Raw genomic sequence first — 22,593 nt, 5'->3', positions numbered from 1 at the left:
TTGCGCACTCCCGATCAGCCGAAGGTGAAGGCGTAAGCCGATACGCCCGGGTCAAGAAATTCGATGCTGAAGGTGCGATCCTTCACTGCATCGGTTTGCCGCACCAATTGGTACAGGCGCTGCTCAGTCACGCTACCGCTGCCATCCGCGGCGACATCGACACCGTGCGCCTCACCCGGCGCCTTACCGTCGATCGACACTTTGAAACGCACCGGTTTGCCATCCGCGCCCGGGCCCAGCACCAGATGCAGATCGCGGGCGTGGAAGCGGTAGACGATGCGACTGGCCGGCGCGCTGGCGGTGGCGCGCTCGGCACCGACGGCCCACTGGCCGCCAAGGCTCCAGTCATTCAGGGTCAGGTTGGCGGGTGGGTTATAGGTCGCGACCTTGTCAGGCACCAGCCCGGTTTCCGGTACGAAATGTTCCGCACGCTGGTAACCGACGTAGGTTTCCGGTGACAGCACCTGATTCATGTCCGGCGCCTGTTGCACGCCTTGGGCATCGGCGTTGATCAAGCCGTCGGCGACGGTTTTCGCCCCGGCCTCACGCAGCAACTGCTGTATGACCCGTTCCGATTCGGCGTAATCCCCTTCGCCAAAATGGTGGTAACGAATCCGTCCTTGAGCATCGGCAAAATAATGCGCCGGCCAGTATTCGTTGTTGAAAGCACGCCAGATTTTGTAGTCGTTATCGATGGCGACCGGATAGTTGATACCCAGCTCCTTCATGGCTTTAGTGACATTGCCCACGTCGCGCTCGAAAGCGAATTCCGGGGCGTGCACGCCAATCACTACCAGGCCTTGATCGCGGTACTTTTCCGCCCAGGCTTTGACGTATGGCAAGGTGCGCAGGCAGTTGATGCAGGAGTAGGTCCAGAAATCCACCAGCACCACTTTGCCCTTCAATGCCTGGGCGTCCAACGGTGGCGAATTGAGCCATTGCACGGCGCCATTGAGCGGCGGCAACTGGCCTTCGACCGGTAGTGTTCCCGGTGCCTTGTCGGCAACTTTCATCGCCCCGCCGGCAGCAGGAATCTGCGCCATCATGGTTCCGTTGCCCGTCGGCGATTTGCTGGTCAGCTTGCCCACCAGTGCCTGTTCAATCCCGCCCGTGGACGCGGTCGACAACCGCGCCAGCAACCCGGTGTCGAGGCCCAGCGCAATCGCTGCGACACCCGCGAGCATCGCCGCTCCCAACCCACGCCGGATCCACTCCCCCGTACCGATCGAGCGCTTCATCAACGCAAAGACCTTACCGCCCAGCAGCAGCGCCGCCGCCAGTGAAGTCGCGGCGCCCGCCGCGTAGGCGAGCAACAACAGCGTGGTGGCGATGCTTGCCCCTTGCAGCGCGGCTCCGGTCAGAATCAAACCGAGGATGGGCCCGGCGCACGGTGCCCAGAGCAGACCCGTGGCGACGCCAATCAGAAACGAGGCGCCGGGACGCGGACGATTGTCCTGGCCCGCGGCTTCGGACAGCCGACTGCCGGCCGACACCAGCGGTCGCGTCAGGCGCTCGGCGAGGCGCGGCAGCAGCAGCGTCAGCCCGAACAGTGCAACGAACAGCAACGCGAGCCAGCGCCCGTACTGATTGACTTGCACCACCCAACCGCCGCCCACCGCCGCCAGTGTGGCGACGAGGGCGAAAGTCAGCGCCATCCCGGCCAAGAGCGGCAAGCCACTCTTGATAAACGGCTGCCCGGTGCGAGCGAAGACAAAAGGCAGAACAGGCAGGATGCACGGACTGACGATCGTCAGCACACCGCCCAGATAAGCGAGAACCAAGAGCCACATGGTGTCGTCCTGTAGAAAGTGAACATCGAAAAATGGCCATGGCTCATGCCGCCACGGGTTTGAACGTCATCGCCAGGCCATTCATGCAATAGCGCAGGCCGGTGGGTTTCGGGCCGTCGTCGAACACATGTCCCAAGTGCCCTCCGCAGCGTCGGCAGTGCACTTCATTGCGTGACATGCCGAACGATCGGTCCTGACGCGTGGCCACCGCATGTTCCAACGGTGCCCAGAAACTCGGCCAGCCCGTGCGGCTGTCGAACTTGGTCGCCGATGAAAACAGCGCCAGATCACAACCCGCGCAGGCGAATGTGCCGTTGCGATGCTCGTCATTGAGCGGGCTGGTATAGGCCCGTTCGGTGCCTTCTTCGCGCAGGATGGCGTACTGCTCGTCCGAGAGCAGCGAGTGCCATTCACTGTCGCTGTGGCTCACCTCGAAAACCTCATCGGCATGGGCTTGCTCGATCAGTCCGGTGCTCGAGGAAAATTTTGGCAATACACCCGCCACCAGGGCTGCAACCCCCAGCCCGCCGCTCGCTACGAGAATCTGTCGCCGTGAAAACATGGCCGTCTCCAAAAATTCCAGGTGCCTGTCATGGAACACAGCCTAGGCTTGGGTTGATCGCTAAATCCTCACGGGAAGTTAACGAATTCGTGATAACTCGCCCCGAGGAAAACCCGCACAATGCGCTCACTGCGCCGAAGGATTGAGCTTGATGGAACCGACCAGACGCATCCTCGTGGTCGAGGATGACCAGCACATCGCCGACTTGATTTGCCTGCACCTGCGCGATGAGCATTACGACGTCGTGCACAGTGCCGACGGCGATGAAGGCATGCGCCTGTTGCAGCAAGGGCAATGGGATGCACTGATCCTCGACCTGATGTTGCCGGGGGTCGACGGCCTGGAAATCTGCCGCCGCGCCCGGGCGATGGCGCGCTACACGCCGATCATCATCACCAGCGCCCGCTCCAGCGAATTGCACCGCATTCTGGGTCTGGAGCTGGGTGCCGACGATTACCTCGCCAAACCGTTTTCAATGCTGGAACTGGTGGCTCGGGTCAAAGCCTTGCTGCGCCGGGTCGACGCCATGGCGCGCAACCTGAAAATGGACGCCGGCAGCCTCAGTCTCGATGGTTTGAGCATCGACCCGATCACCCGCGACGTCGCCCTCAACGGTGCGCGGCTGGACCTCACTCCGCGAGAGTTCGACTTGCTGTATTTCTTCGCCCGACAGCCGGGCAAGGTGTTCTCACGCATGGACCTGCTCAACGCGGTATGGGGTTACAGCCACGAAGGCTACGAGCACACGGTCAACACCCACATCAATCGCTTGCGGGCGAAAATCGAAAGCGATCCGGCGCAACCGACCCGCATCCTCACCGTGTGGGGCCGAGGCTATAAATTCAGTACGGAACAACCATGAAACTGACCCTGTCGCAGCGCCTGTCGCTGGTGTTCGCCGTTTTGCTGCTGGTGTGCTGCGGCACCTCGGCATGGCTGCAGGTGCGCTCCAGCAAGATGCATGAACTGGAAGTGGTGCAAGGCCTGTCGCGGGATCTGGCGCAGCACATCGCCCATGACACGGTGCTGATGGACAGCCATGGCCTGATGCCCGGCGCCGTGCGCGAACTGTTCAGCAAGCTGATGCTGGTCAACCCGAGTGTCGAGGTGTACCTGCTCGACCCCGAGGGGCGGATTGTCGGCAATGCGGCGCCGGAAGGACATCTGCGCCGGGAGACGGTTGATCTGGCGCCGATCCGCCGGCTGCTCGATGACCAGCCGTTGCCTATTCTCGGCGATGACCCGCGCAGTGCCGACGGGCGCAAGGTCTTCAGTGCCGCGCCGTTACGGGTCAACGGCAAGCCCGCCGGTTATCTGTACGTGGTGTTGCTCAGTGAAGAACACGATCGTTTCGCCGAACGTGGCGCGACCAGTGCCGCGCTCAACACTGCATTGCTGTCGATCGGACTGGTCGCATTGCTATGCCTGATCGCCGGTCTCACGGCGTTCAACCTGATCACCCGGCCACTGCGCCGATTGACCGAAACCGTCAGCCGCTTCGACATTGATGGCACGCCGCAACCTCTGCCCGCTCCGTCAGCAGCTGTGGATAAAAGCGCTGACCCGGATGAGATCGCCGTGCTTGATGGCGCCTTCCGCCAAATGCAAAAACGCCTCGGTGAGCAGTGGCGCTCGTTGACCCGCCAGGATCAGGAGCGCCGTGAACTGGTGGCGAATATCTCCCACGACCTGCGCACACCGCTGGCCTCGCTGCACGGCTATCTGGAAACCCTGTCACTCAAAGACGCCACACTCACCGCCGATGAACGCCGGCGTTATCTGGGCATCGCGCTGGATCAAAGCCGCAAGGTCGGCGGGTTGGCGCAATCGCTGCTGGAGCTGGTGCGTCTGGAGCACGGTTTCGTGCAACCGGTACTGGAACGCTTCTCGCTGATCGATCTGCTGCAGGACATCTTCCAGAAATTCGAACTGGCCGCCGAAGCACGCCACGTCGAACTCAAGGCCAGCTTCGGTCCGAACCTGCCGACGGTGTGCGCCGACCTCGGGTTGATCGAACGGGTGCTGACCAACCTGGTGGATAACGCTTTGCGCCACACGCCTGCGGGCGGTGAAATCGAGCTCGACTTGAAACCCCAGGGCGCCTTGGTCGAAGTCACGGTCAGCGACTCCGGCCCCGGCATCGCTCCGGATCTGCGCGAAGGTCTGTTCCTGCGTCCGTTCAATATTGGCGGCGCGCGGCGTGACGGTGGACTGGGCCTGCGGATCGTCCACCGCATCCTGCAACTGCACGGGCGTGAGATTCAGTTGATCGATGTCGCCGGGCGCGGCGCGACTTTCCGCTTCACGCTGCCGACCGATCAGCAAACCGCTGAACAGTGGATGGTGCGCTCGATGAACCTGAACACGCCGGACAAATAATCCGCACCACCGGACTGTTGTTCCGTGACAACGCCGCCCCGCTCCCCTAAATTAACCGGCCTGAAAAAGACCTCGCGCTTTCTCGTTTCCACTCAAGTTAAAAAAGTAGTGAAATTTCAATGTCCGATTTCAACACCGCTGAATCCGTAGTCACCGAATCGTCCAAAGCGGAATACGAAAACTCCATCAATCTTTCACAACACCTTCCACAAGCCAAAATCATCAGCGAGATGGTGCTGGATGCTTTCCAGTCGACCCGCGAAAGTGACCAGATCCGCGAGCTGCGCGCCGCGATCCGTCAGGCGCACGACAGCTTCGATGACGACAAGGCCTACGAGCTGATGGGCCAGCTCAAGGCGCTGAAAGACGCCGAGGCCGCCGACATCGCCGCCCTCGAAGACCTGAGCAGCAAGTTTTCAATCGGCCGCATCCTGTCCTGCTTCAAGGACGATCCGGCGTTCCAGGAAATCGTTTACGGCCTCGCACTCAAAGTGCTGAACCAGACCCACCAGGCGATCAGCAACCCGAGCGGCGGCAAGAGCAAGGCTGCCAAGAAGAAAGAACTGGAAATCTTCACCATCAGCAAGGACGGCAGCAGCGTGACCCTGCCGCTGCGCACGCCGCGTTCGCGTCTGAACGTTGACCGTGAAGCGCTGGAGTTCCTCGGTTTCACCTTCATCGGTGAAGGCGAAGAAGCCGAGTTGGAGGGCGAGACCTTCATCGACAACGCCGGCACCGAACACGCGATCAACCGCAAGAACATCATCACCGCCCTGCAACAGCAAACCGCGTTCGATGGTTACAGCATCGCCGCGCAGTAATCCCGGCACCGACAAAAAAGCCCCGCTCTGAGATTCAGGCGGGGCTTTTTGTTGGGCGGCGTAACGGTCAGACTTCCGGCTGCACCGCCGCGATCATGTCGACTTCAACCGCGGCGTTCTTTGGCAACTGATAGACACCGACCGTAGTGCGAGTGTGCCGACCGGCGTCGCCGAGCACATGGCTGAACACATCCGATGCACCGTTGGCCACTTCGCTCAGGTCTACGAAGTCCGGGGTCGACTTCACATACACCGTGACCCGCAACAACGCCCGAATCTTGTCCAGCGAACCCACCGCATCGACAATCAGCGCCAGGCAGCGCATGGCACTGATGCTCGCGGCAGCCTGGGCATCCTTGAGCGTCAACTCCAACCCGACGCGACCGGGATACAGAATCCTGCCATTGACCCGCGGCACCATGCCGCTGATGTACAACTCATCGCGGTGCCGGATCAGCGGCGCGTAATTGCCGCCGGCGGTGTTCTCGCCGTAGATGTCGTAGTTCAGCTCGTGTGCCAGGGCAATGAAACGTTCGTCGCAGGTCATCCTCTCAGTCATTTCGCCCAGCCTTTTGGTCAGTGCATGAAGAATCGCGGAGTGGAACAGTTGAGCGCCGAGGAAGTGGCATGGCGCTATCATTGAAGACTGGATCCAAATCTAGGTGTTTTGCCAGTACTGCGCAACCTTCGAAATCGGCGGTGCACGCCATCGCGAGCAGGCTCGCTCCCACATTTGATTGGCGTCGTTCACAAATCCCCTGTGGGAGCGAGCCTGCTCGCGATGGTGTCACCTCGATTCAGCATAATTTACCCAACAAAAAACCCCGCACATCTCTCAATGTGCGAGGTTTTTCGTAAAGCCATCCAGCCTTACGGCGCGTACGTCAGCAGCAGCTCGGCGGGCACCTTGAAGTCCAGGGACATCATGACGCTCAGGGCGGTGATGGTGAAGATCGAGAACACGAACAGCTTGCGTGCCCAGACCGTGTCATCCACCGCCTTGTAGCCGGTCCAGGCCATGTACAACCAGTACATGCCCATGGCCGCGGCGACCGCGAGGTAGCTCATGCCGGCGTAACCGCTGAAGGTCAGCATCAAGGTCGCCACGAGGAACGCCAGGATGTAGAGCAGGATGTGCTTCTTGGCCACTTCGATTCCGCGCTTGACGGGCAGCACCGGAATCGATGCGGCCAGGTAGTCGTTGAAACGGAAGATCGCGATGGCGTAGGAATGCGGCATCTGCCACAGGCTGAACATCACCAGCAGGGTCAGTGCGGCCATGTCGAAGCTGTTGGTTACGGCAACGTAACCGATCACTGGCGGCATGGCGCCCGACAGACTGCCCACCAGCGTGCCGTGCACCGACTTGCGCTTGAGGTACAGGCTGTAGAAGCCGACGTAGATGATGAAGCCGATTACCGCGAACAGGGCGGCCAACGGGTTGGCCACCTTGTACAACAAGGCAACGCCGAGAACACCCAGGATGGTCGCGTAGACCAGGGCCAGTTTCAGGGAGATCAAGCCCTGCACCAGCACCCGGTTCTTGGTGCGTTCCATCTTCAGGTCGATGTCGCGGTCGATGCAGTTGTTGAACACGCAACCGGAGGCCACAACCAGGGATGTGCCGATCATGGCGGCCAGGAACACCGCCAGATCTACATGCCCTTTCGAGGCCAGGAAGAACCCGCCTGCCACAGAAAGCACGTTACCGAAAATGATCCCCGGTTTGGTGATTTGGATAAAGTGCTTGAGCGACATCGGGTCTACCTCACTTCGCCATCATGTACGTGTGGATGCTGAACATGATCCACAGCGACAGGCCAACCAGCAGCAGGATCACGATGGCCGTAAAGACAAACGCGATCACGTTGTTACGTTGTGCAATCGAACGGTCCAGGTGCAGGAAGTAATACAGGTGAACGATCACCTGGATTACCGCGAACAGCAGGACGATTGCCAGCGTGGTCGACTTCGGCAAGGTCGGGAACATCACCAGGCCGAACGGGATGGCAGTCAGGATCACCGACAGGATGAAGCCGATGGCGTACGACTTTACGCTGCCGTGGCCAGCATCATGGCTGTCATGGGAGTGTGCATTAGCCATTACAGAGTCCCCATCAGGTAAACAACGGTGAATACGCAGATCCACACCACGTCCAGGAAGTGCCAGAACAGGCTCAGGCAGCTCAGACGGGTCTTGTTGGTCGCCGTCAGGCCGTGCTTGTTGACCTGGTACATCATGATGCCCATCCAGATCAGACCCGCGGACACGTGCAGACCGTGGGTACCGACCAGGGTGAAGAACGCCGACAGGAAGCCCGAACGGCTAGGACCGAAGCCCTCGGAGATCAGCAGGTGGAACTCGTTGATCTCCATGGCGATGAAGCCTGCGCCGAGCAGGAAGGTCATGAACAACCAGCCCAGAACCTGCTGCTTCTTGCCTTTGTACAACGCCAGCATGGCGAAGCCGTAGGTGATCGAACTGAACAACAGCAGAGCGGTTTCGCCCAGCACGTATGGCAGTTCGAAAATGTCGTGGCCCGACGGGCCACCGGCGACGTTGTTTACCAGTACTGCGTACACCGCGAAGATCGACGCAAACAGAATGCAGTCGGTCATCAGGTAGAGCCAGAAACCGTATACGGTCATCTCGCCCGAGTCGTGGTGATGGTCATCGTGCCCATGGTCACCATGGGCGTGTCCAACATTGGTCACTAAGTTCGACATGGTTTAAGCCTGTTCCAACGAGGTTACACGGGTGGCATTGGCCGGGATTTTCCCTGCCGCGACCAGACGCTTGTGCTGCTCGGCTTCGATGCGCTCGATCGTTTCAACCGGAACCATGTAGCCCTGGTCGTCACGTGCGGCGTGGATCACGAAGTAGATGACAGTGCCGGCCAGGCTGGCGATCGCCAACCACCAGATGTGCCAGATCATCGCGAAACCGAAGACGGTCAGCAGTGCGCCCATCACCACGCCAGTGGCGGTGTTGTTCGGCATGTGGATCGGCTCGTACTTGGCCGGAGCCTGGTACGCAGTACCGTTTTCCTTGGCTTCGGTGAACGGGTCGATGCAGTCAGCCTTAGGCAGCACAGCGAAGTTGTAGAACGGAGGTGGCGACGAGGTCGACCATTCCAGAGTGTGGGCATTCCACGGGTCACCGTGTTCGCACATGTTCTCTGGCTTGTTGCGGTCACGCACACTGACGTACAGCTGGATCAGTTGGCAGGCGATACCGACAGCGATCATCACCGCACCGAACATGGCAACGTACAGGTACGGTACCCACTCAGGGTTGGTGGTGGCGTTCAGACGACGGGTCATGCCCATGAAGCCCAGTGCATAGAGCGGCATGAACGCGACGAAGAAGCCCGAGATCCAGAACCAGAACGCTGCTTTACCCCAGCCTTCGTGCAGCTTGAAGCCGAACGCTTTCGGGAAGTAGAAGCCGAAACCTGCGATGTAGCCGAATACCGCGCCGCCGATGATCACGTTGTGGAAGTGCGCGATCACGAACAGGCTGTTGTGCAGAACGAAGTCAGCACCCGGGATGGCCAGCAGTACGCCGGTCATGCCGCCGATGGCGAAGGTCACCATGAAGCCCAGAGTCCACAGAACCTGGCTGGTGAAGCGCAGACGGCCCTGGTAGATGGTGAACAGCCAGTTGAACAGTTTCACACCCGTCGGGATGGAAATCAGCATCGTCGCCAGACCGAAGAAGGCGTTGACGCTGGCACCCGAACCCATGGTGAAGAAGTGGTGCAGCCAAACCATGAAGCCCAGTACCGAGATCGCGCCCGAAGCGTAGATCATCGAGTGGTGGCCGAACAGTTTCTTGCCGGTGAACGCCGAGATCACTTCCGAGAAGATGCCGAATGCCGGCAGGATCAGGATGTAAACCTCAGGGTGGCCCCAGGCCCAGAACAGGTTGACGTACATCATTGGATTGCCACCAAGTTCATTGGTGAAAATGTGGAAATCCATGTAACGGTCGAGGGTCAGCAGTGCCAGGGTAGCGGTCAGGATCGGGAACGAAGCCACGATCAGGACGTTAGCCCAGGTGCAGGTCCAGGTGAAGATCGGCATGTCCATCAGTTTCATGCCAGGGGTACGCATTTTCAGCACGGTGGCGAGGAAGTTGACCCCCGTCAGCGTCGTACCTAACCCGGATAGCTGTAGCGCCCAGATGTAGTAGTCCATACCCACGCCAGGGCTGTACTGCAGACCCGACAGCGGCGGATAGGCAACCCAGCCGGTCTTGGCGAATTCGCCGACACCCAGCGACAGGTTGATCAGCACAACGCCGGACACCAGCAGCCAGAAGCTCAGGGAGTTCAGGAACGGGAAGGCAACGTCACGCGCGCCGATCTGCAGCGGCACTGCAAGGTTCATCAGGCCGGTGAAGAATGGCATCGCCATGAAGATGATCATGATCACACCGTGAGCGGTGAAGATCTGGTCATAGTGTTCAGGCGGCAGGTAGCCAGGCGAACCCTCGGTGGCCATGGCCAGCTGGGTACGCATCATGATGGCGTCGGCAAAGCCACGCAGCAGCATGACCATGGCAACGATGATGTACATCACACCGATTTTCTTGTGGTCGACCGACGTCAGCCACTCGGTCCACAAGTAGGTCCACTTCTTGAAGTAGGTGATTGCAGCGAACAACGCCAGACCACCGAGCGCGATCATCGAGATGGTGACCATCACGATCGGCTCGTGGAAAGGGATCGCTTCCCAACTTAATTTACCAAACATCGTTTACTCCTCTGCCCCGGCAGCTGAATGCGAATTCGAGTCCATGTCCGTTGCCGCCACTTCTTTCTCTTTCTTCTCGTGCTTCAGCGGCTTGCCCGGTTTCATGCCTTCGTACTTGTCGACGATGGTCTGGAACAGGTTCGGCGTGACCGAGGAGTAGAGCTCGACTGGATTGTTCTGGCTTGGCTTGGCAAGGGCTGCGTATTCAGCTTGTTCAAGCTGTTTAGGTGCCTTTTTGACTTCACTTACCCAGGCGTCGAAATCTTCCTGAGAAGTTGCGATCGCTTTGAATTTCATACCGGTGAAACCAGCGCCGCTGTAGTTGGCGGAGATACCGTCCATTTCAGCGTTGCGGTCAGCGATCAGGTGCAGCTTGGTGGTCATGCCCGCCATCGCGTAGATCTGGCCGCCCAGGCCCGGGATGAAGAACGAGTTCATCACGGCGTCGGAGGTGATCCGGAAGTTGACCGGAGTATGCGCCGGGAACACGATCTTGTTGACCGTGGCAATGCCTTGTTCCGGGTAGATGAACAGCCACTTCCAGTCCAGCGCAACGACTTCGATGGTCACCGGCTTGACGTCGGATTCAATCGGACGGTACGGGTCCAGTTTGTGGGTCGAAATGTAGGTGATGTAACCCAGGGCGATGATGATCAGAACCGGGATGGTCCAGACCGCCACTTCGATTTTGGTCGAGTGCGACCATTTCGGGGTGTAGACGGCATCCTTGTTGGACGCGCGGTACTTCCAGGCGAACAGGAAGGTCATGACGATAACCGGCACAACGACCAACAGCATCAGCAGCGTGGCGGTGATGATCAGGTTGCGCTGTTCCAGGCCGACCTGGCCCGTTGGATTGAGCAGGGTCATGTTGCAGCCTCCCAGCAACAACGTGCCGAGCAGCGGCACTAGGCCTAGTAATCTGGGGTACCTGTTTTTACTCATCTCACGACCTCTAAAGCAGCTTGCGCAATGCAGTTGGGTTTTGATCGCCAACACTTCACCCTGCCAAGGGTTGGCATTTTCTTTGGATTGAATAAGGGCCGCCCGTCGCGCGTCAGACGCTCGACAAAACCATGGACAGCGGTCAGTTCTTATTCGAATTCGTGGTCAAAGGCCTTGTTACAGACCAATTCCATTTGGTGCGGAAAGTTGGAAGGCACCGACACCTGGGTGTCGCAAAAGCCTTTCGGCCCGCTCGACACCCGACTTCCTGTCCAGTTCCTTAATAAAGGCTGAACAGTGCCGGGAATTCAGTGCGGGCGATTGTAGATAGGTAGCGCCCTATACACCATGTCTTATCCCGAAATAATTTTTATCGCTCAGAGCAACAATCCATCACCGTTTTTGCAAAAGTTCCGCATGTTATCGAAATCGATTCTCAACAAAAACACCAAAAAATGTAGGCCTATACACCTCAGTTCAGACAGCTCCGAAGGGATTTTCCCGGCAGCGAATCGGCGCAAAGCCCGATATTCAAAGGCCTCTGGCCATCTGCCAGAGCCTGTTAAAACTGCCTGATCTGGCACCTGCGTGCAAAACCAGAAAAATGCCGAAACAGACCAATCCTTTTTTGTAACATTACGCCAATCCGGGTCGCCGAAAGGCCCTGCGACATGGCGCGTGTGACAACATGTCGCACACCTGCCGCACTCTCCATTGCCGTTCGTCACGGTGATTTCACAAACACTCTGAAATGCAAAACGCCCCGATCGGCTGATACGCAAATCGGGGCGTTTTCTGTATCGGCCAATCTGCCGAAGAGTTGATTCAGCGCAGTGCTTTTCGGTTACGCGAGGTCAGCAGCGGCACCAGAATCACCACCAGCACGAACGCCACCAGCGCCCATTGCGCCAGCGACAGACCGAGGATCGGCGGGTACGGCGTCGAGCAGAAACCATCGACCTGGAAGCCCAGCGGGAAGATCTTCGCCAGCGGCAGGTCGTCGACAATCGGCTGCAACACATCGATGCCGCAGCTCACCGCCGGATAGAACTGGGTGTACACGTGATGCCCGGCAACACCGGCGCCGGCGATCGCGCAGATCACCACCAGCACTTCGAACACCGTGATGCTGCGGCGGGTGCGCATGGCCGCGCCGATAAACGCGAACAGCGCAATCAGCAGCAACGCATAACGCTGCAGGATGCACAGCGGGCATGGTGCCTCGCCCAGCACGATCTGCATGTACAGCGCGCCGCCGATCAGTGCCAGACAGATGATGCCCAGCAGCACCAGAAAGCGCCGCTCACGTCCCAGTCGAATCGTTTCCTCGCTCATCGCGTTTCCCTTGTATGTCCATGGTTCAGCTGGCTGGCGGCTGCGCTTGCAGTTGCGCCATCAGACTGATGTTGTCTTCGATATGCCAATTGGCCGCGATGCGACCGTTGTCGATCTGATAGATATCGGTTGCCCGGAAGTCTACACGCTGGCCCTGCCCTTTGAGAGCCTTGAACGTCCCACTGAAGTGTCCGCGAAAGTGCAGATGCACCACCACGCGGTCACCGGCAATGATCATTTGCTCGATCTCGCAGCTCAGGTCCGGCACCGCCGTGCGAAAGAACTTCGATGCCAGCAACGGCCCGGTCGGCCCCTGCACCCGACCTTCGGGCGGGGTCTTGTCGACAAACTGCGGCGACAAGGCTGCCGTGGCCAGGGCCTCTTCCCCACTGTTCCAGAAACTGCCGTAACGCCGTGCCGCCAACTCCATTGCATCGCGCTGAGCCTTGGGCAGGCTCTGATCGACGACCAGGGTCTGTGGCGCGATCAATGCCGATTCGGCCGCAGCAAACGGACTGGCCAGCAAAGCAGCCGACAGGCCAAGCATTGCCAGGTTCAGACGAGAGGAGAAGATGATGTGCGACATGGGGGCGATCCTGATCAGTTAAACGAACGAGCGCCTATCATCAGCATCGGGGAATAAACGATAAACCGGTTAAGAAACGATTAACCTTTAAACAGAATTTAAGAATCGAGACCGCGTAACGGCCTTCGCGAGCAAGCCCGCTCCCACAGGTTCAGCGTCGTTCACACATTCTGTGCACGCCACAAATCCTGTGGGAGCGGGCTTGCTCGCGAATGAAGGCAACCCGGTTCTGGATTATTCCAAAGCCGCCGCCGGCCCGAAGAACTCATACCGGCTCTGCTGCTCCGGCACGCCCAACGCTTTCAGATGCCGCTTGATCGCGCCCATGAAGCCCTTCGGCCCCAAGAAGTAAGCGTCGACATCGCGTTGCGCCGGCAGCCACTCACCCAATTGCTCTTGGCTGAGGATCCCGACCTTGTCCGCCGCCGGGCTCACGCCGTCGTCTTCGGCGTAGCAATAGAAGCGCTTGAGCTGCGGATGACGCGCCGCCAGCCCATCGATCCAGTCGCGGAACGCATGCACGCTGCCGTTGCGCGCGCAGTGGATAAAGTGCACCGGGCGCTCGGTTTGCAGCGCTGCTTCGAGCATCGCCAAAGTTGGCGTGATGCCGACCCCGCCACTGATCAGCACCAACGGCTTGTCGCTGGCAGTCAGGGTGAACTCGCCCGATGGCGGGAACAGCTGGATGCTCGCGCCGACGTGCAATTGATCATGCAAGTGGTTGGACGCACGACCACCCGGTTCGCGTTTGACGCTGATGCGGTACTGACCTTTATTGGCCAGCGCCGACAGTGAGTAGTTGCGACGGACTTCTTCGCCGTCGAGGATCAGCTTCATGCCGATGTACTGACCCGGCTCTGCGGCCAGGATTGGGCCTTTGTCCGCCGGCTCGAAGTAGAACGAAATGATTTCCGCGCTCTCCTCGACCTTGTCCACCACGATGAACTCCCGCGCGCCGCGCCAGCCGCCGACCGCTTGTTCTTTCTGGTCGTAGATCGCGGCTTCAGCGCCGATCAGAATCTCGGCCAATTGCCCGTACGCCGCGCCCCACGCGCTCATCACTTGCGGAGTGGCGATCTCCTCGCCGAGCACTTCGGAAATGGCCCGCAGCAGGCAGGTGCCGACAATCGGGTAGTGTTCCGGGAGGATTTGCAGGGCGACGTGCTTGTTGATGATCTTCGCCACCAGATCGCCCAACTGGTCGAGCTGATCGATGTGCCGGGCGTACATCAACACACCATTGGCCAACGCGCGCGGCTGATCGCCACTGGCCTGATGCGCCTGGTTGAACAGTGGGCGTACCTCAGGGTATTCGGAGAGCATCATGCGGTAGAAGTGGGTGATCAGCGCTTCTCCGCCGCTTTCCAACAGAGGCACAGTGGATTTGACGATGGCACGATCCTGGACGCTAAGCATAAGAATGACTCCTGAGCTTTTTGAGAATTACCTTAGGCTTATCAGTTTTCGTGCCAGATAAATTATCGTTATAAATCAATGGTTTATTTTTTACGTAGTCATTTAGACTCAAAGCGTTTTATAGTCATCGCGACTACATCGAGTCTCTTTGACTACAAGACCATGACCGCCAAATCCCTGCTCACCGCTCTACTGCCACTGGTCTCCGACCTGTCCCGCGAACTGCCCGAGGGCGAGCGCTATCGGCGCCTGCTCGAAGCCATGCGCGCCCTGCTGCCGTGCGATGCCGCCGCGTTGCTGCGCCTGGACGGCGAATGGCTGGTGCCGCTGGCGGTGGATGGTTTGAGCACCGACACCCTCGGCCGGCGCTTCAAGGTCAGCGAACATCCCCGTTTCGAGATCCTGCTGGACGGCGCCGGGCCAACGCGGTTCGCCGCCGACAGCGACTTGCCCGATCCTTACGACGGCTTGGTCGATGGTCTGGGCGATCACCTTGAGGTACATGACTGTCTCGGCTGTCCGCTGTTCGTCGATGAAAAACTCTGGGGCCTGATCACCCTTGATGCGCTCGATCCGGAGCGTTTCGAGCCGATCGAACTCGACGCCTTGCAAGCGTTCGCCAGTCTCGCCTCGGCCACGGTCAACGCCGCCGAACGCATTGAGCGCCTGGCGCTGCGTGCCGAGGACGAACACCATCGCGCCGAGGTCTACCGCCAGGCCAGCGGTCAGCAGCAGCGTGAAATGATCGGCCAGAGCAAGGCGCACAAACGGCTGGTGGAGGAAATCAACCTGGTCGGTGGCAGCGACTTGACTGTGCTGATCACCGGCGAAACCGGGGTCGGCAAGGAACTGGTGGCGCAAGCGATCCACGCCGCCTCGCCGCGCGCCGACAAACCGATCATCAGCCTCAACTGTGCCGCCCTGCCCGACACCCTGGTCGAGAGCGAACTGTTCGGCCACGTGCGCGGCGCCTTTACCGGCGCCACCAGCGACCGCCGCGGCAAGTTCGAACTGGCCAATGGCGGCACGCTGTTTCTCGATGAAGTCGGCGAACTGTCGCTGACCGTACAGGCCAAGTTGCTGCGCGTGCTGCAAAGCGGCCAGTTGCAGCGGCTCGGCTCGGACAAGGAACATCAGGTCGATGTGCGCCTGATCGCCGCGACCAACCGCGATCTGGCCGAAGAAGTGCGCAGCGGCCGCTACCGCGCCGACTTCTATCACCGCCTGAGCGTGTACCCGCTGCGCGTCCCGGCGCTGCGCGATCGCGGCCGCGATGTGTTGCTGCTCAGCGGCTTCTTTCTGGAACAGAACCGCTCGCGCATGGGCCTCAACAGCCTGCGTTTGAGTAGCGATGCCCAGGACGCGTTGCTCGCCTACACTTGGCCGGGCAACGTGCGCGAACTGGAACACTTGATCGGGCGTAGCGCGCTGAAGGCACTGGGCAATTGCAAGGTGCGGCCGAAGATCCTCAGTTTGAGCGCGGCGGATCTGGATCTGCCGCGTGAGGTTGTGGATAACTCGCCCGCGCCTACTGCCAATATTTTAACCGTGGCACCGTTGATCAATGGCGACTTGCGCAGCGCCACTGAGGAGTATCAGCGCCGCTTGATCAGTGCGGCGCTGGAACGCAATCAGGATAACTGGGCGAGTGCGGCGCGGGAGCTGGGGCTGGATAGGGCGAATCTTGGGCGGATGGCCAAGCGGTTGGGGATGAAGAGCTAAAAGCACACCCTCACCCTGGCCCTCTCCCGGAGGGAGAGGGGACTGATTGGGGGATATTCAAGAATTCCGCCGACGTGAGAGATCTGTACTGAATCCATAATCGACTCGGTCATTCAGGTCGATGTACAGCGCCAGACACCTCGTTCGGCCCCCTCTCCCTTCGGGAGAGGGCTGGGGTGAGGGGCTTTGGATCTGCCGCCAGCCGATAACCGACCTAAAGCCCACCCCGTTAACGCCGATAACCCGGCATCAATAGTTTCTGGCGATTTGCACCCTCGCCCATCACCTTTTTCCACAGAAGGTTTTTATGTCTTCCACCAAAGCCCGCGCAGATTCACTTTCGCTTCTGCTGTTTACCTTGCGCAGCGGCAAGCTGATGGCGATCAACCTGCTGAAAGTCAGTGAAATCATCCCCTGCCCGCCGCTGACCAAAATGCCCGAGTCGCATCCGCACATCAAAGGCATCGCCACCCTGCGCGGCGCGTCGCTGTCGGTGATCGACCTCAGCCGCGCCATCGGCGAGCGACCGCTGGAAGACCCGAACGGCGGCTGCCTGATCGTCACCGACGTCAGCCGCTCCAAGCAGGGCCTGCACGTTCAGGCGGTGAGCAAAATCGTCCATTGCCTGACCACCGACATCAAGCCGCCGCCGTTCGGCTCCGGCGGCTCGCGCGCCTACATCACCGGCGTGACCTCGGTGGACGGCACACTGGTACAAGTGCTCGACATCGAGAAAGTCATCCACAGCATCGCCCCGGCGCAGATCGAAATGGCCCCGACCGACCTGAGCATGGAAGACGCCGAAGTCCTTGGTAACGCACGGATTCTGGTGGTCGACGACAGCCAGGTAGCGCTGCAGCAATCGGTGCACACCCTGCGCAACCTCGGCCTGCAATGCCACACCGCGCGCAGTGCCAAGGAAGCCATCGACTGCCTGCTGGACCTGCAAGGCACCGCGCAACAGATCAACCTGATCGTCTCCGACATCGAAATGTCCGAGATGGACGGCTACGCCTTCACCCGCACCCTGCGCGAGACGCCGGACTTCGCCCACCTCTACGTGCTGCTGCACACCTCGCTCGACAGCGCGATGAACAGCGAGAAAGCGCGTCTGGCCGGGGCCAACGCGGTGCTGACCAAGTTCTCCTCGCCGGAACTGACCCAGCGCCTGATCGAAGCGGCCAAACACGTCGCCGCCAACGGTCACTGAGTCTTGGGCCAGACATACTGCTTTTTGATGCGGCGCGACCTTCGCCAAGGCGTGCCGCCGATCCACTGGCCGGAAGGCATTGAGCTGAGCACCTATCGTCCGGAACTGGCGGCGGCGGTGCATCAGCTGATGCAACTCGGCTACCGTGAGGGCAGCGGTCGGGTGCCGGCACTGGAGGAGTGGCAGCAGCGGTTTGAAAGCGATGCCGAATACGATCCTGAATTGTGCTTCATCGCCCGCGATAACGAAGGCGTGATCGGCGTGGCGCAATGCTGGACCAGTTCGTACATCAAGAATCTGGTGGTGCACCCACGTGCTCAGGGCCGAGGTTTGGGTCGGGCATTGCTGCTGAATGCATTCAAGGTGTTTCAGCAAAGGCGCGAAGGATTTGTCGATCTGAAGGTGCTGGAAGACAATCTGCGGGCGCAGCGGTTGTATGAGAGTGCCGGGATGATTGTGGTTCGCCGGGAACTTGTGCCGGACTGATCGACCGTCTTCGCGAGCAAGCCCGCTCCCACAGGGGGAACGCATTCCAAATTGTGGGAGCGGGCTTGCTCGCGAAGAGGCCGGCCCAGGCAACTTCTCCCCCTCAGGCATACTCAAACCTTGGCCAAACCAAGGATGCCCAACCATGAAAACCCTCTCCCTGAGCCTGCTCTGCCTCACCGCCCTAGCCTCACAGGCCCACGCCTCCAGCCCCGACGCCTGGGCCGCTTACGACAAAATCGTGCTCGCCAGTTGCACCAAGGCCAGCGGCCTGAAAGACGCCAAACCCGTCGGCACACCCGCGCAATTCGATGACCGCGTCGGCTACACCGCCGTGCTGTTGCAAGGCCAATACCCGCAAAAACACATGAAAGGTCAGCAAGGCACTGAGCTGTGCCTGTACAGCAAAAAGTCGAAAACCGCGTTCGTCACCGAATGGGACTCGATCCGCCCGACCGCCAAGCCCTGAGGGCTGGCGCACAACTTGCTTCGATCAGCCTCAGCCTGGCGACTTTACGTCGCCGTATCACACTCTGATTGAAGATTGATCGTGCAATGAATACGACATTTTCCTGCGTCGGTTGCGGCAAATGCTGCACCGACCACCATGTGCCCCTGACCCTCGCCGAAGCCCGCATGTGGGCGGCGGATGGCGGTCAGGTGATTGTGCTGGTGGAGGCCTTTCTCGGCAACGGCCTGGGCCTGCCGGCGCAGCAGCGTGAACACGCCGAACGGCGTTCGCTGGCAGTGCGCAGCGGCAACACGGATGCCCACGTGGCCATCACCTTCGCCGCCTACAACGTCGGGCGCTGCCGGAATCTTGACGAAGACAACCTGTGCCGTATCTACGAGCGCCGACCGTTGGTGTGCAGGATTTATCCGGCAGAAATCAATCCGCACATCCCGCTCAACCCGGCGGCCAAGGATTGCCCGCCAGAATCGTGGCAACAGGGGCCGCTGCTGATTGTCGGCGGGGAGCTGGTCGATCAGGAACTGCTGGCGTTGATCCAGCGTTCGCGCCAGGCCGATCGCGATGACATCCGGATCAAGGATGCAATCTGCGCGGCGCTGGGGATTCGCACCACGGCGCTCAAGGGCGATGGATTTACCGCGTATTTGCCGCAGATGGACGCTTTTGCGGCTGTGATCGATCAGGTTTCAGCACAGCCGCTGAGTGGAACGTCCAGTGAATGGCTGTTTCATTTGTCCGGGGATGATGTGGCTGGGCAGTTGCTTGCCGCCGGGGCGCAGGTGGTGACTGAGCCGGCGCAGACGTATGCATTCATTTCGCTGCGGGCGGCTTGATCCGGATTTTGTACTGCCTGCAATGGCCCCTTCGGGAGCAAGCCCCCTCCCACAGGGTTTTGAGTTGTACACAGAATAAATGATCAACTCACAAACCTGTGGGAGGGGGCTTGCTCCCGAAGAGGTCGGCCCAGACTACCTCAATCCCGAACCTGCCGCCGCCCCCAGAACTCCCGCGCCAGCAACCGCAAATCCCCCGCCAGCCCCGCCACATCTTCAGAATTGCGCTGACTCTGCCGCCCCTCATCCACCGTCAATTCCGACGCCGTGCGAATGCTGACGATGTTGCGATTGATGTCCTCGCTCATCGCACTCTGCTGCTCCACCGCCGCGGCAATCTGCAGGCTCATCTCGGTGATCTGCTCGACCCGTTCACTAATCCCGTCCAGCGCCCGCGCCGCGCGCTGTGCCTGTTCGACGCTGTTATCCACATGCTCGCTGCTCTGCTGCATTACCAGCACTGCATCGCGCGCACCGTTTTGCAGGCTGCTGATCATCCGCTGGATCTCGTTGGTCGACTGCTGCGTGCGTTGCGCCAACCCGCGCACCTCATCGGCCACCACTGCAAAACCGCGCCCGGCATCGCCAGCACGCGCTGCTTCGATCGCCGCGTTGAGCGCCAGCAGATTGGTCTGCTCGGCAATGCTGCGGATCACCTCCATCACCCCGGAAATCTCGCTGCTGTGACCTTCGAGCTGATGAATCACCTCGGTCGCCCGCCGCAACTCCTCGGCCAGACGCAACACCGCACTGCGACTCTCGCCGACCAGCAAATGCCCTTCGCGGGTTTCCGTGCCGGCCATGTCCGCCGCCACCGAGGCCTGCTGCGCATGGCTGGCAACTTGCGCGACGCTGGCGGCCATCTGATGAATCGCCGCCGCCACCTGATCGGTTTCCGCTTGCTGCGCCAACGAACTGCTGTGGCTGCTTTGCAAATGATCAACCAGTTGCGCCGCATGCCCGGCCAACTGCTGCGATGCATCACCGATGCGCCCGACCACCGCGCCGACCTGGGCTTCGAGCATCTGCAGGGCGAATTCAATCTGGCCGATTTCATCGCGGCGCCCGGTGTAAATGCTCTGACTCAACGGATTGTCCGCGACCTGCCGCGCCCGTTCGCTCAGCCGCTCCAGCGGCCGCAAGATCCAGCGCACGCCCAACGCGCAGAGACTGCTGCCGACAACAAATGCCAGCCCATCGATCCATGCCGACTCCGGACGCAACCAGGCCTCGATCCCCAACACCAGCCCCAGCAACGCACTGGCCAACACCGTGATCCTGCCACGCAGACCTAAAGTGGGCAGCGGCGGCCGTCCCTTCAACTCTCCACGCAACTGCGCGTACACCCGCTCCGCCGCCGCCACCTGCCGTGCATCCGGCCGGGTGCGCACCGACTGATACTCCACCGCCACGCCGCTCTGCGTGACCGGCGTGACATACGCGCTGACCCAATAATGGTCGCCATTCTTGCAACGATTCTTCACCAGCCCCATCCACGAGCGCCCGCCCTTTAGCGTCTGCCACATGTGCGCAAACGCCTGCGCCGGCATGTCCGGATGGCGCAGCAGGTTGTGTGGCGTGCCGAGCAATTCGTCGCGGCTGTAGCCGCTGATCCTGATGAAATCGTCGTTGGCGTAAGTGATCGCGCTGGTCAGATCAGTGGTCGAAAGAATGTTCGCGTCCGGCGCCACATCGACGTTACGGCCGGTTACCGGGAGATTGATCTTCATGGAAAGCGCGCTCGTTTTATGGGAAGAGTCGGCAGGGCTGCTGACTCTAAGCGCACCAATTGGTCAAATATTGATCTGGCTCAGGATCTGAGCACTTAGCCATCACTGCGACCGAAAATCGCAGTCGATGGCTGAAGGCGGGATGAAACTCAGCGCTTGCCCATCGAGCGACGGGTGCCCGGCGGCGCCATGCCCGGGGTCTTGGTGTGGCCGTTCTTGGCGCCGTTCTTGTACCACGGCTGATTCGAACCCTTGGCGGCCGCCAGTTCACCCGGTTTGAACGGGAATTTGAAAGCCGGGATCTCGGGTTTGGTTTCGCTGGCGTCAGTCAGCTCGGCCGGGACATCGCTCACGGCGTCGTCAACCGGCGGTTGGGTCGGGGAAGTCATAAAAGCTCCGCAAAGCAAAAAAGTCGGGCCCGAACAGTGAGCCGCGAAGGCGCGCAGTATACCTGCGCGCCCAGACTCGGCACCTGAAGATTTGCACCGCTCGCCGAACGGTTAACAGGTAGGTGATGGTGCAATGTTTCACAAATTGGGAATGATCGGTCCCTTTTTAGGACCGGCTAACAACAATAGCCGGCAGAAATGTGTCGCCCGCACAGACGTCTTCGCGAGCAAGCTCGCTCCCACAGGTGGAGTGCGCTTCTATGTGGGAGTGAGCCTGCTCGCGATGAACGATGACGCGGTGCTCGGACGGATCAAGTGCGTGGATCAACCCGATCCAGCGCCCGGTTCACTGCCAGTTCGGCGAGCATGACGATCTGCTGGATCGCCAAGGCAGTGCTGCGTTGCGGGCCGCCGAGTTCATTGGCGAAATTGCTGGCCATGGCACTGGCAGAGGCCAACGATTCGTAAGCGTGGGCGAGCAGGGTTTCGGTGTCGATGCCTGGGTTGACCAGAAACATGGTGCTTGGCTGTCGCGGCTGGACGGGTTGCGGACTGAGGTAGAAATCGAGCGCACGTTTGATGGCTTCGCGGTTTTGGGCGAGGTCTTCTGCGCGGATGGCTTCGGCGAGCGGGGTTGTGGTTTCGGGGGGTGGGTCTGGAATCAGTTTATCCATGGGTAGCTCCTACTTGTATTTGGGAGCCAGCCTTTGCCGTTTCCACACGACAAAAGGTGGCAACTGTGCGCGGGGTGGAAAACCGATAAGTAGGCAACCGGCCAGACCGAAGTCTGCCCACGCACAGCCGCCGCGACGCAGTTTGCAGACGAAAAAAGACGTCGGCAACGATTACGGTGCTGGTGCATTGTTTCTACTTGAATCGGATTTCCACACCCGATCGCTGAATTTGCAGCGACAACCAAAGACTAGAGACCGCGCTTCCGACGGACAACCTGAAAACCTTGTGGGAAGGTTCTGGTTGTTTGGCACAAATTTAAACAGCCAAAAACCACCCCTCACCCTAGCCCTCTCCCAGAGGGAGAGGGGACTGACCGAGGTGTTTGGGAGAGCTACGCCGACGTGAAATAACGAGCCGAACTCAAATTTTGAAAAGCACACAAATCGGCTCCCTCTCCCTCTCCCTCTCCCTCGGGAGAGAGCTG

22 protein-coding genes are annotated in these 22,593 nt (G+C 60.0%); 8 read left to right on the top strand and 14 right to left on the bottom strand.

What is annotated here, in order from left to right:
* Positions 1-14 precede the first annotated feature (14 nt).
* Entirely contained in the window at positions 15-1,790 is a 1,776-nt protein-coding gene (locus KCG87_RS16650; RefSeq protein WP_210558533.1) for a cytochrome c biogenesis protein DipZ, read from the bottom strand.
* A gap of 43 nt (positions 1,791-1,833) precedes the next feature.
* Complete coding sequence (gene msrB / locus KCG87_RS16645; protein WP_098965507.1) at positions 1,834-2,352, bottom strand: peptide-methionine (R)-S-oxide reductase MsrB; 519 nt, start codon at positions 2,350-2,352, stop codon at positions 1,834-1,836.
* Positions 2,353-2,503: 151 nt separating this feature from the next.
* Between msrB and KCG87_RS16640 the strand changes: the two genes are divergently transcribed.
* The 3 genes from KCG87_RS16640 to KCG87_RS16630 all read left to right on the top strand — a co-directional run bounded on the left by KCG87_RS16640 (position 2,504) and on the right by KCG87_RS16630 (position 5,552).
* Complete coding sequence (locus tag KCG87_RS16640; RefSeq protein WP_210558534.1) at positions 2,504-3,214, top strand: response regulator transcription factor; 711 nt, start codon at positions 2,504-2,506, stop codon at positions 3,212-3,214.
* Positions 3,211-4,731, top strand: a complete 1,521-nt coding sequence (locus KCG87_RS16635) for a HAMP domain-containing sensor histidine kinase (RefSeq protein ID WP_210558535.1) — start codon at positions 3,211-3,213, stop codon at positions 4,729-4,731. The genes KCG87_RS16640 and KCG87_RS16635 overlap by 4 nt, the downstream gene beginning before the upstream one ends.
* Before the next feature lie 119 nt (positions 4,732-4,850).
* Positions 4,851-5,552, top strand: a complete 702-nt coding sequence (locus tag KCG87_RS16630) for a hypothetical protein (protein ID WP_139054206.1) — start codon at positions 4,851-4,853, stop codon at positions 5,550-5,552.
* Between the two features lie 67 nt (positions 5,553-5,619).
* Here the strand turns inward: KCG87_RS16630 and KCG87_RS16625 are convergent, their stop codons facing one another.
* The 9 genes from KCG87_RS16625 to hmpA form a co-directional block, all read right to left on the bottom strand.
* Positions 5,620-6,111: a RidA family protein gene (locus tag KCG87_RS16625; RefSeq protein ID WP_027612161.1), complete on the bottom strand. Its 492-nt coding sequence runs from the start codon at positions 6,109-6,111 to the stop codon at positions 5,620-5,622.
* A 311-nt stretch (positions 6,112-6,422) separates the two neighbouring features.
* Complete coding sequence (cyoE, locus tag KCG87_RS16620) at positions 6,423-7,310, bottom strand: heme o synthase (RefSeq protein WP_003227980.1); 888 nt, start codon at positions 7,308-7,310, stop codon at positions 6,423-6,425.
* A 10-nt stretch (positions 7,311-7,320) separates the two neighbouring features.
* Entirely contained in the window at positions 7,321-7,656 is a 336-nt protein-coding gene (cyoD, locus tag KCG87_RS16615; protein WP_003227981.1) for a cytochrome o ubiquinol oxidase subunit IV, read from the bottom strand.
* Positions 7,656-8,279 (bottom strand): cytochrome o ubiquinol oxidase subunit III, encoded by a 624-nt coding sequence (gene cyoC / locus KCG87_RS16610; RefSeq protein WP_003227982.1) that lies wholly within the window; start codon positions 8,277-8,279, stop codon positions 7,656-7,658. The genes cyoD and cyoC overlap by 1 nt, the downstream gene beginning before the upstream one ends.
* A gap of 3 nt (positions 8,280-8,282) precedes the next feature.
* Positions 8,283-10,310, bottom strand: a complete 2,028-nt coding sequence (gene cyoB, locus KCG87_RS16605; RefSeq protein ID WP_007968380.1) for a cytochrome o ubiquinol oxidase subunit I — start codon at positions 10,308-10,310, stop codon at positions 8,283-8,285.
* Positions 10,311-10,313: 3 nt separating this feature from the next.
* A complete protein-coding gene (gene cyoA / locus KCG87_RS16600; protein WP_027612162.1) occupies positions 10,314-11,255 on the bottom strand; it encodes a ubiquinol oxidase subunit II in 942 nt (313 codons plus the stop codon).
* A gap of 825 nt (positions 11,256-12,080) precedes the next feature.
* Positions 12,081-12,590 (bottom strand): disulfide bond formation protein B, encoded by a 510-nt coding sequence (locus KCG87_RS16595; protein ID WP_025109264.1) that lies wholly within the window; start codon positions 12,588-12,590, stop codon positions 12,081-12,083.
* A gap of 25 nt (positions 12,591-12,615) precedes the next feature.
* Positions 12,616-13,176, bottom strand: coding sequence for an ester cyclase (locus KCG87_RS16590; RefSeq protein ID WP_210558536.1), 561 nt, complete (start codon positions 13,174-13,176; stop codon positions 12,616-12,618).
* Between the two features lie 234 nt (positions 13,177-13,410).
* Entirely contained in the window at positions 13,411-14,592 is a 1,182-nt protein-coding gene (gene hmpA, locus KCG87_RS16585) for an NO-inducible flavohemoprotein (RefSeq protein ID WP_210558537.1), read from the bottom strand.
* Positions 14,593-14,754: 162 nt separating this feature from the next.
* Between hmpA and norR the strand changes: the two genes are divergently transcribed.
* The 5 genes from norR (at position 14,755) to KCG87_RS16560 (ending at position 19,315) form a co-directional block, all read left to right on the top strand.
* Positions 14,755-16,314: a nitric oxide reductase transcriptional regulator NorR gene (norR, locus tag KCG87_RS16580; RefSeq protein WP_134787293.1), complete on the top strand. Its 1,560-nt coding sequence runs from the start codon at positions 14,755-14,757 to the stop codon at positions 16,312-16,314.
* A 307-nt stretch (positions 16,315-16,621) separates the two neighbouring features.
* Positions 16,622-17,524 carry a chemotaxis protein gene (locus KCG87_RS16575; protein WP_007968390.1) on the top strand — a complete coding sequence of 301 codons (903 nt, stop codon included), beginning with the start codon at positions 16,622-16,624 and terminating at the stop codon, positions 17,522-17,524.
* A 27-nt stretch (positions 17,525-17,551) separates the two neighbouring features.
* On the top strand, positions 17,552-18,010 hold the full coding sequence (locus tag KCG87_RS16570; protein WP_210558538.1) for a GNAT family N-acetyltransferase: 459 nt from the start codon (positions 17,552-17,554) through the stop codon (positions 18,008-18,010).
* A 145-nt stretch (positions 18,011-18,155) separates the two neighbouring features.
* On the top strand, positions 18,156-18,479 hold the full coding sequence (locus tag KCG87_RS16565) for a hypothetical protein (RefSeq protein ID WP_210558539.1): 324 nt from the start codon (positions 18,156-18,158) through the stop codon (positions 18,477-18,479).
* An 86-nt stretch (positions 18,480-18,565) separates the two neighbouring features.
* Entirely contained in the window at positions 18,566-19,315 is a 750-nt protein-coding gene (locus KCG87_RS16560; protein WP_210558540.1) for a YkgJ family cysteine cluster protein, read from the top strand.
* A 140-nt stretch (positions 19,316-19,455) separates the two neighbouring features.
* Here KCG87_RS16560 and KCG87_RS16555 read toward each other — a convergent pair whose 3' ends face one another.
* From KCG87_RS16555 to KCG87_RS16545, 3 genes are all read right to left on the bottom strand, one after another.
* On the bottom strand, positions 19,456-21,045 hold the full coding sequence (locus KCG87_RS16555; protein ID WP_210558541.1) for a PAS domain-containing methyl-accepting chemotaxis protein: 1,590 nt from the start codon (positions 21,043-21,045) through the stop codon (positions 19,456-19,458).
* A gap of 149 nt (positions 21,046-21,194) precedes the next feature.
* Positions 21,195-21,434 carry a hypothetical protein gene (locus KCG87_RS16550; protein WP_041071739.1) on the bottom strand — a complete coding sequence of 80 codons (240 nt, stop codon included), beginning with the start codon at positions 21,432-21,434 and terminating at the stop codon, positions 21,195-21,197.
* A 311-nt stretch (positions 21,435-21,745) separates the two neighbouring features.
* Positions 21,746-22,108, bottom strand: coding sequence for a DUF6124 family protein (locus KCG87_RS16545; RefSeq protein ID WP_103369286.1), 363 nt, complete (start codon positions 22,106-22,108; stop codon positions 21,746-21,748).
* Positions 22,109-22,593 lie beyond the last annotated feature (485 nt).

It is taken from the genome of Pseudomonas sp. MWU347 (assembly GCF_017947305.1).
In the GTDB taxonomy this organism is placed as follows: domain Bacteria; phylum Pseudomonadota; class Gammaproteobacteria; order Pseudomonadales; family Pseudomonadaceae; genus Aquipseudomonas; species Aquipseudomonas putida_A.
This window is presented reverse-complemented; position numbering and strand designations above follow the sequence as displayed.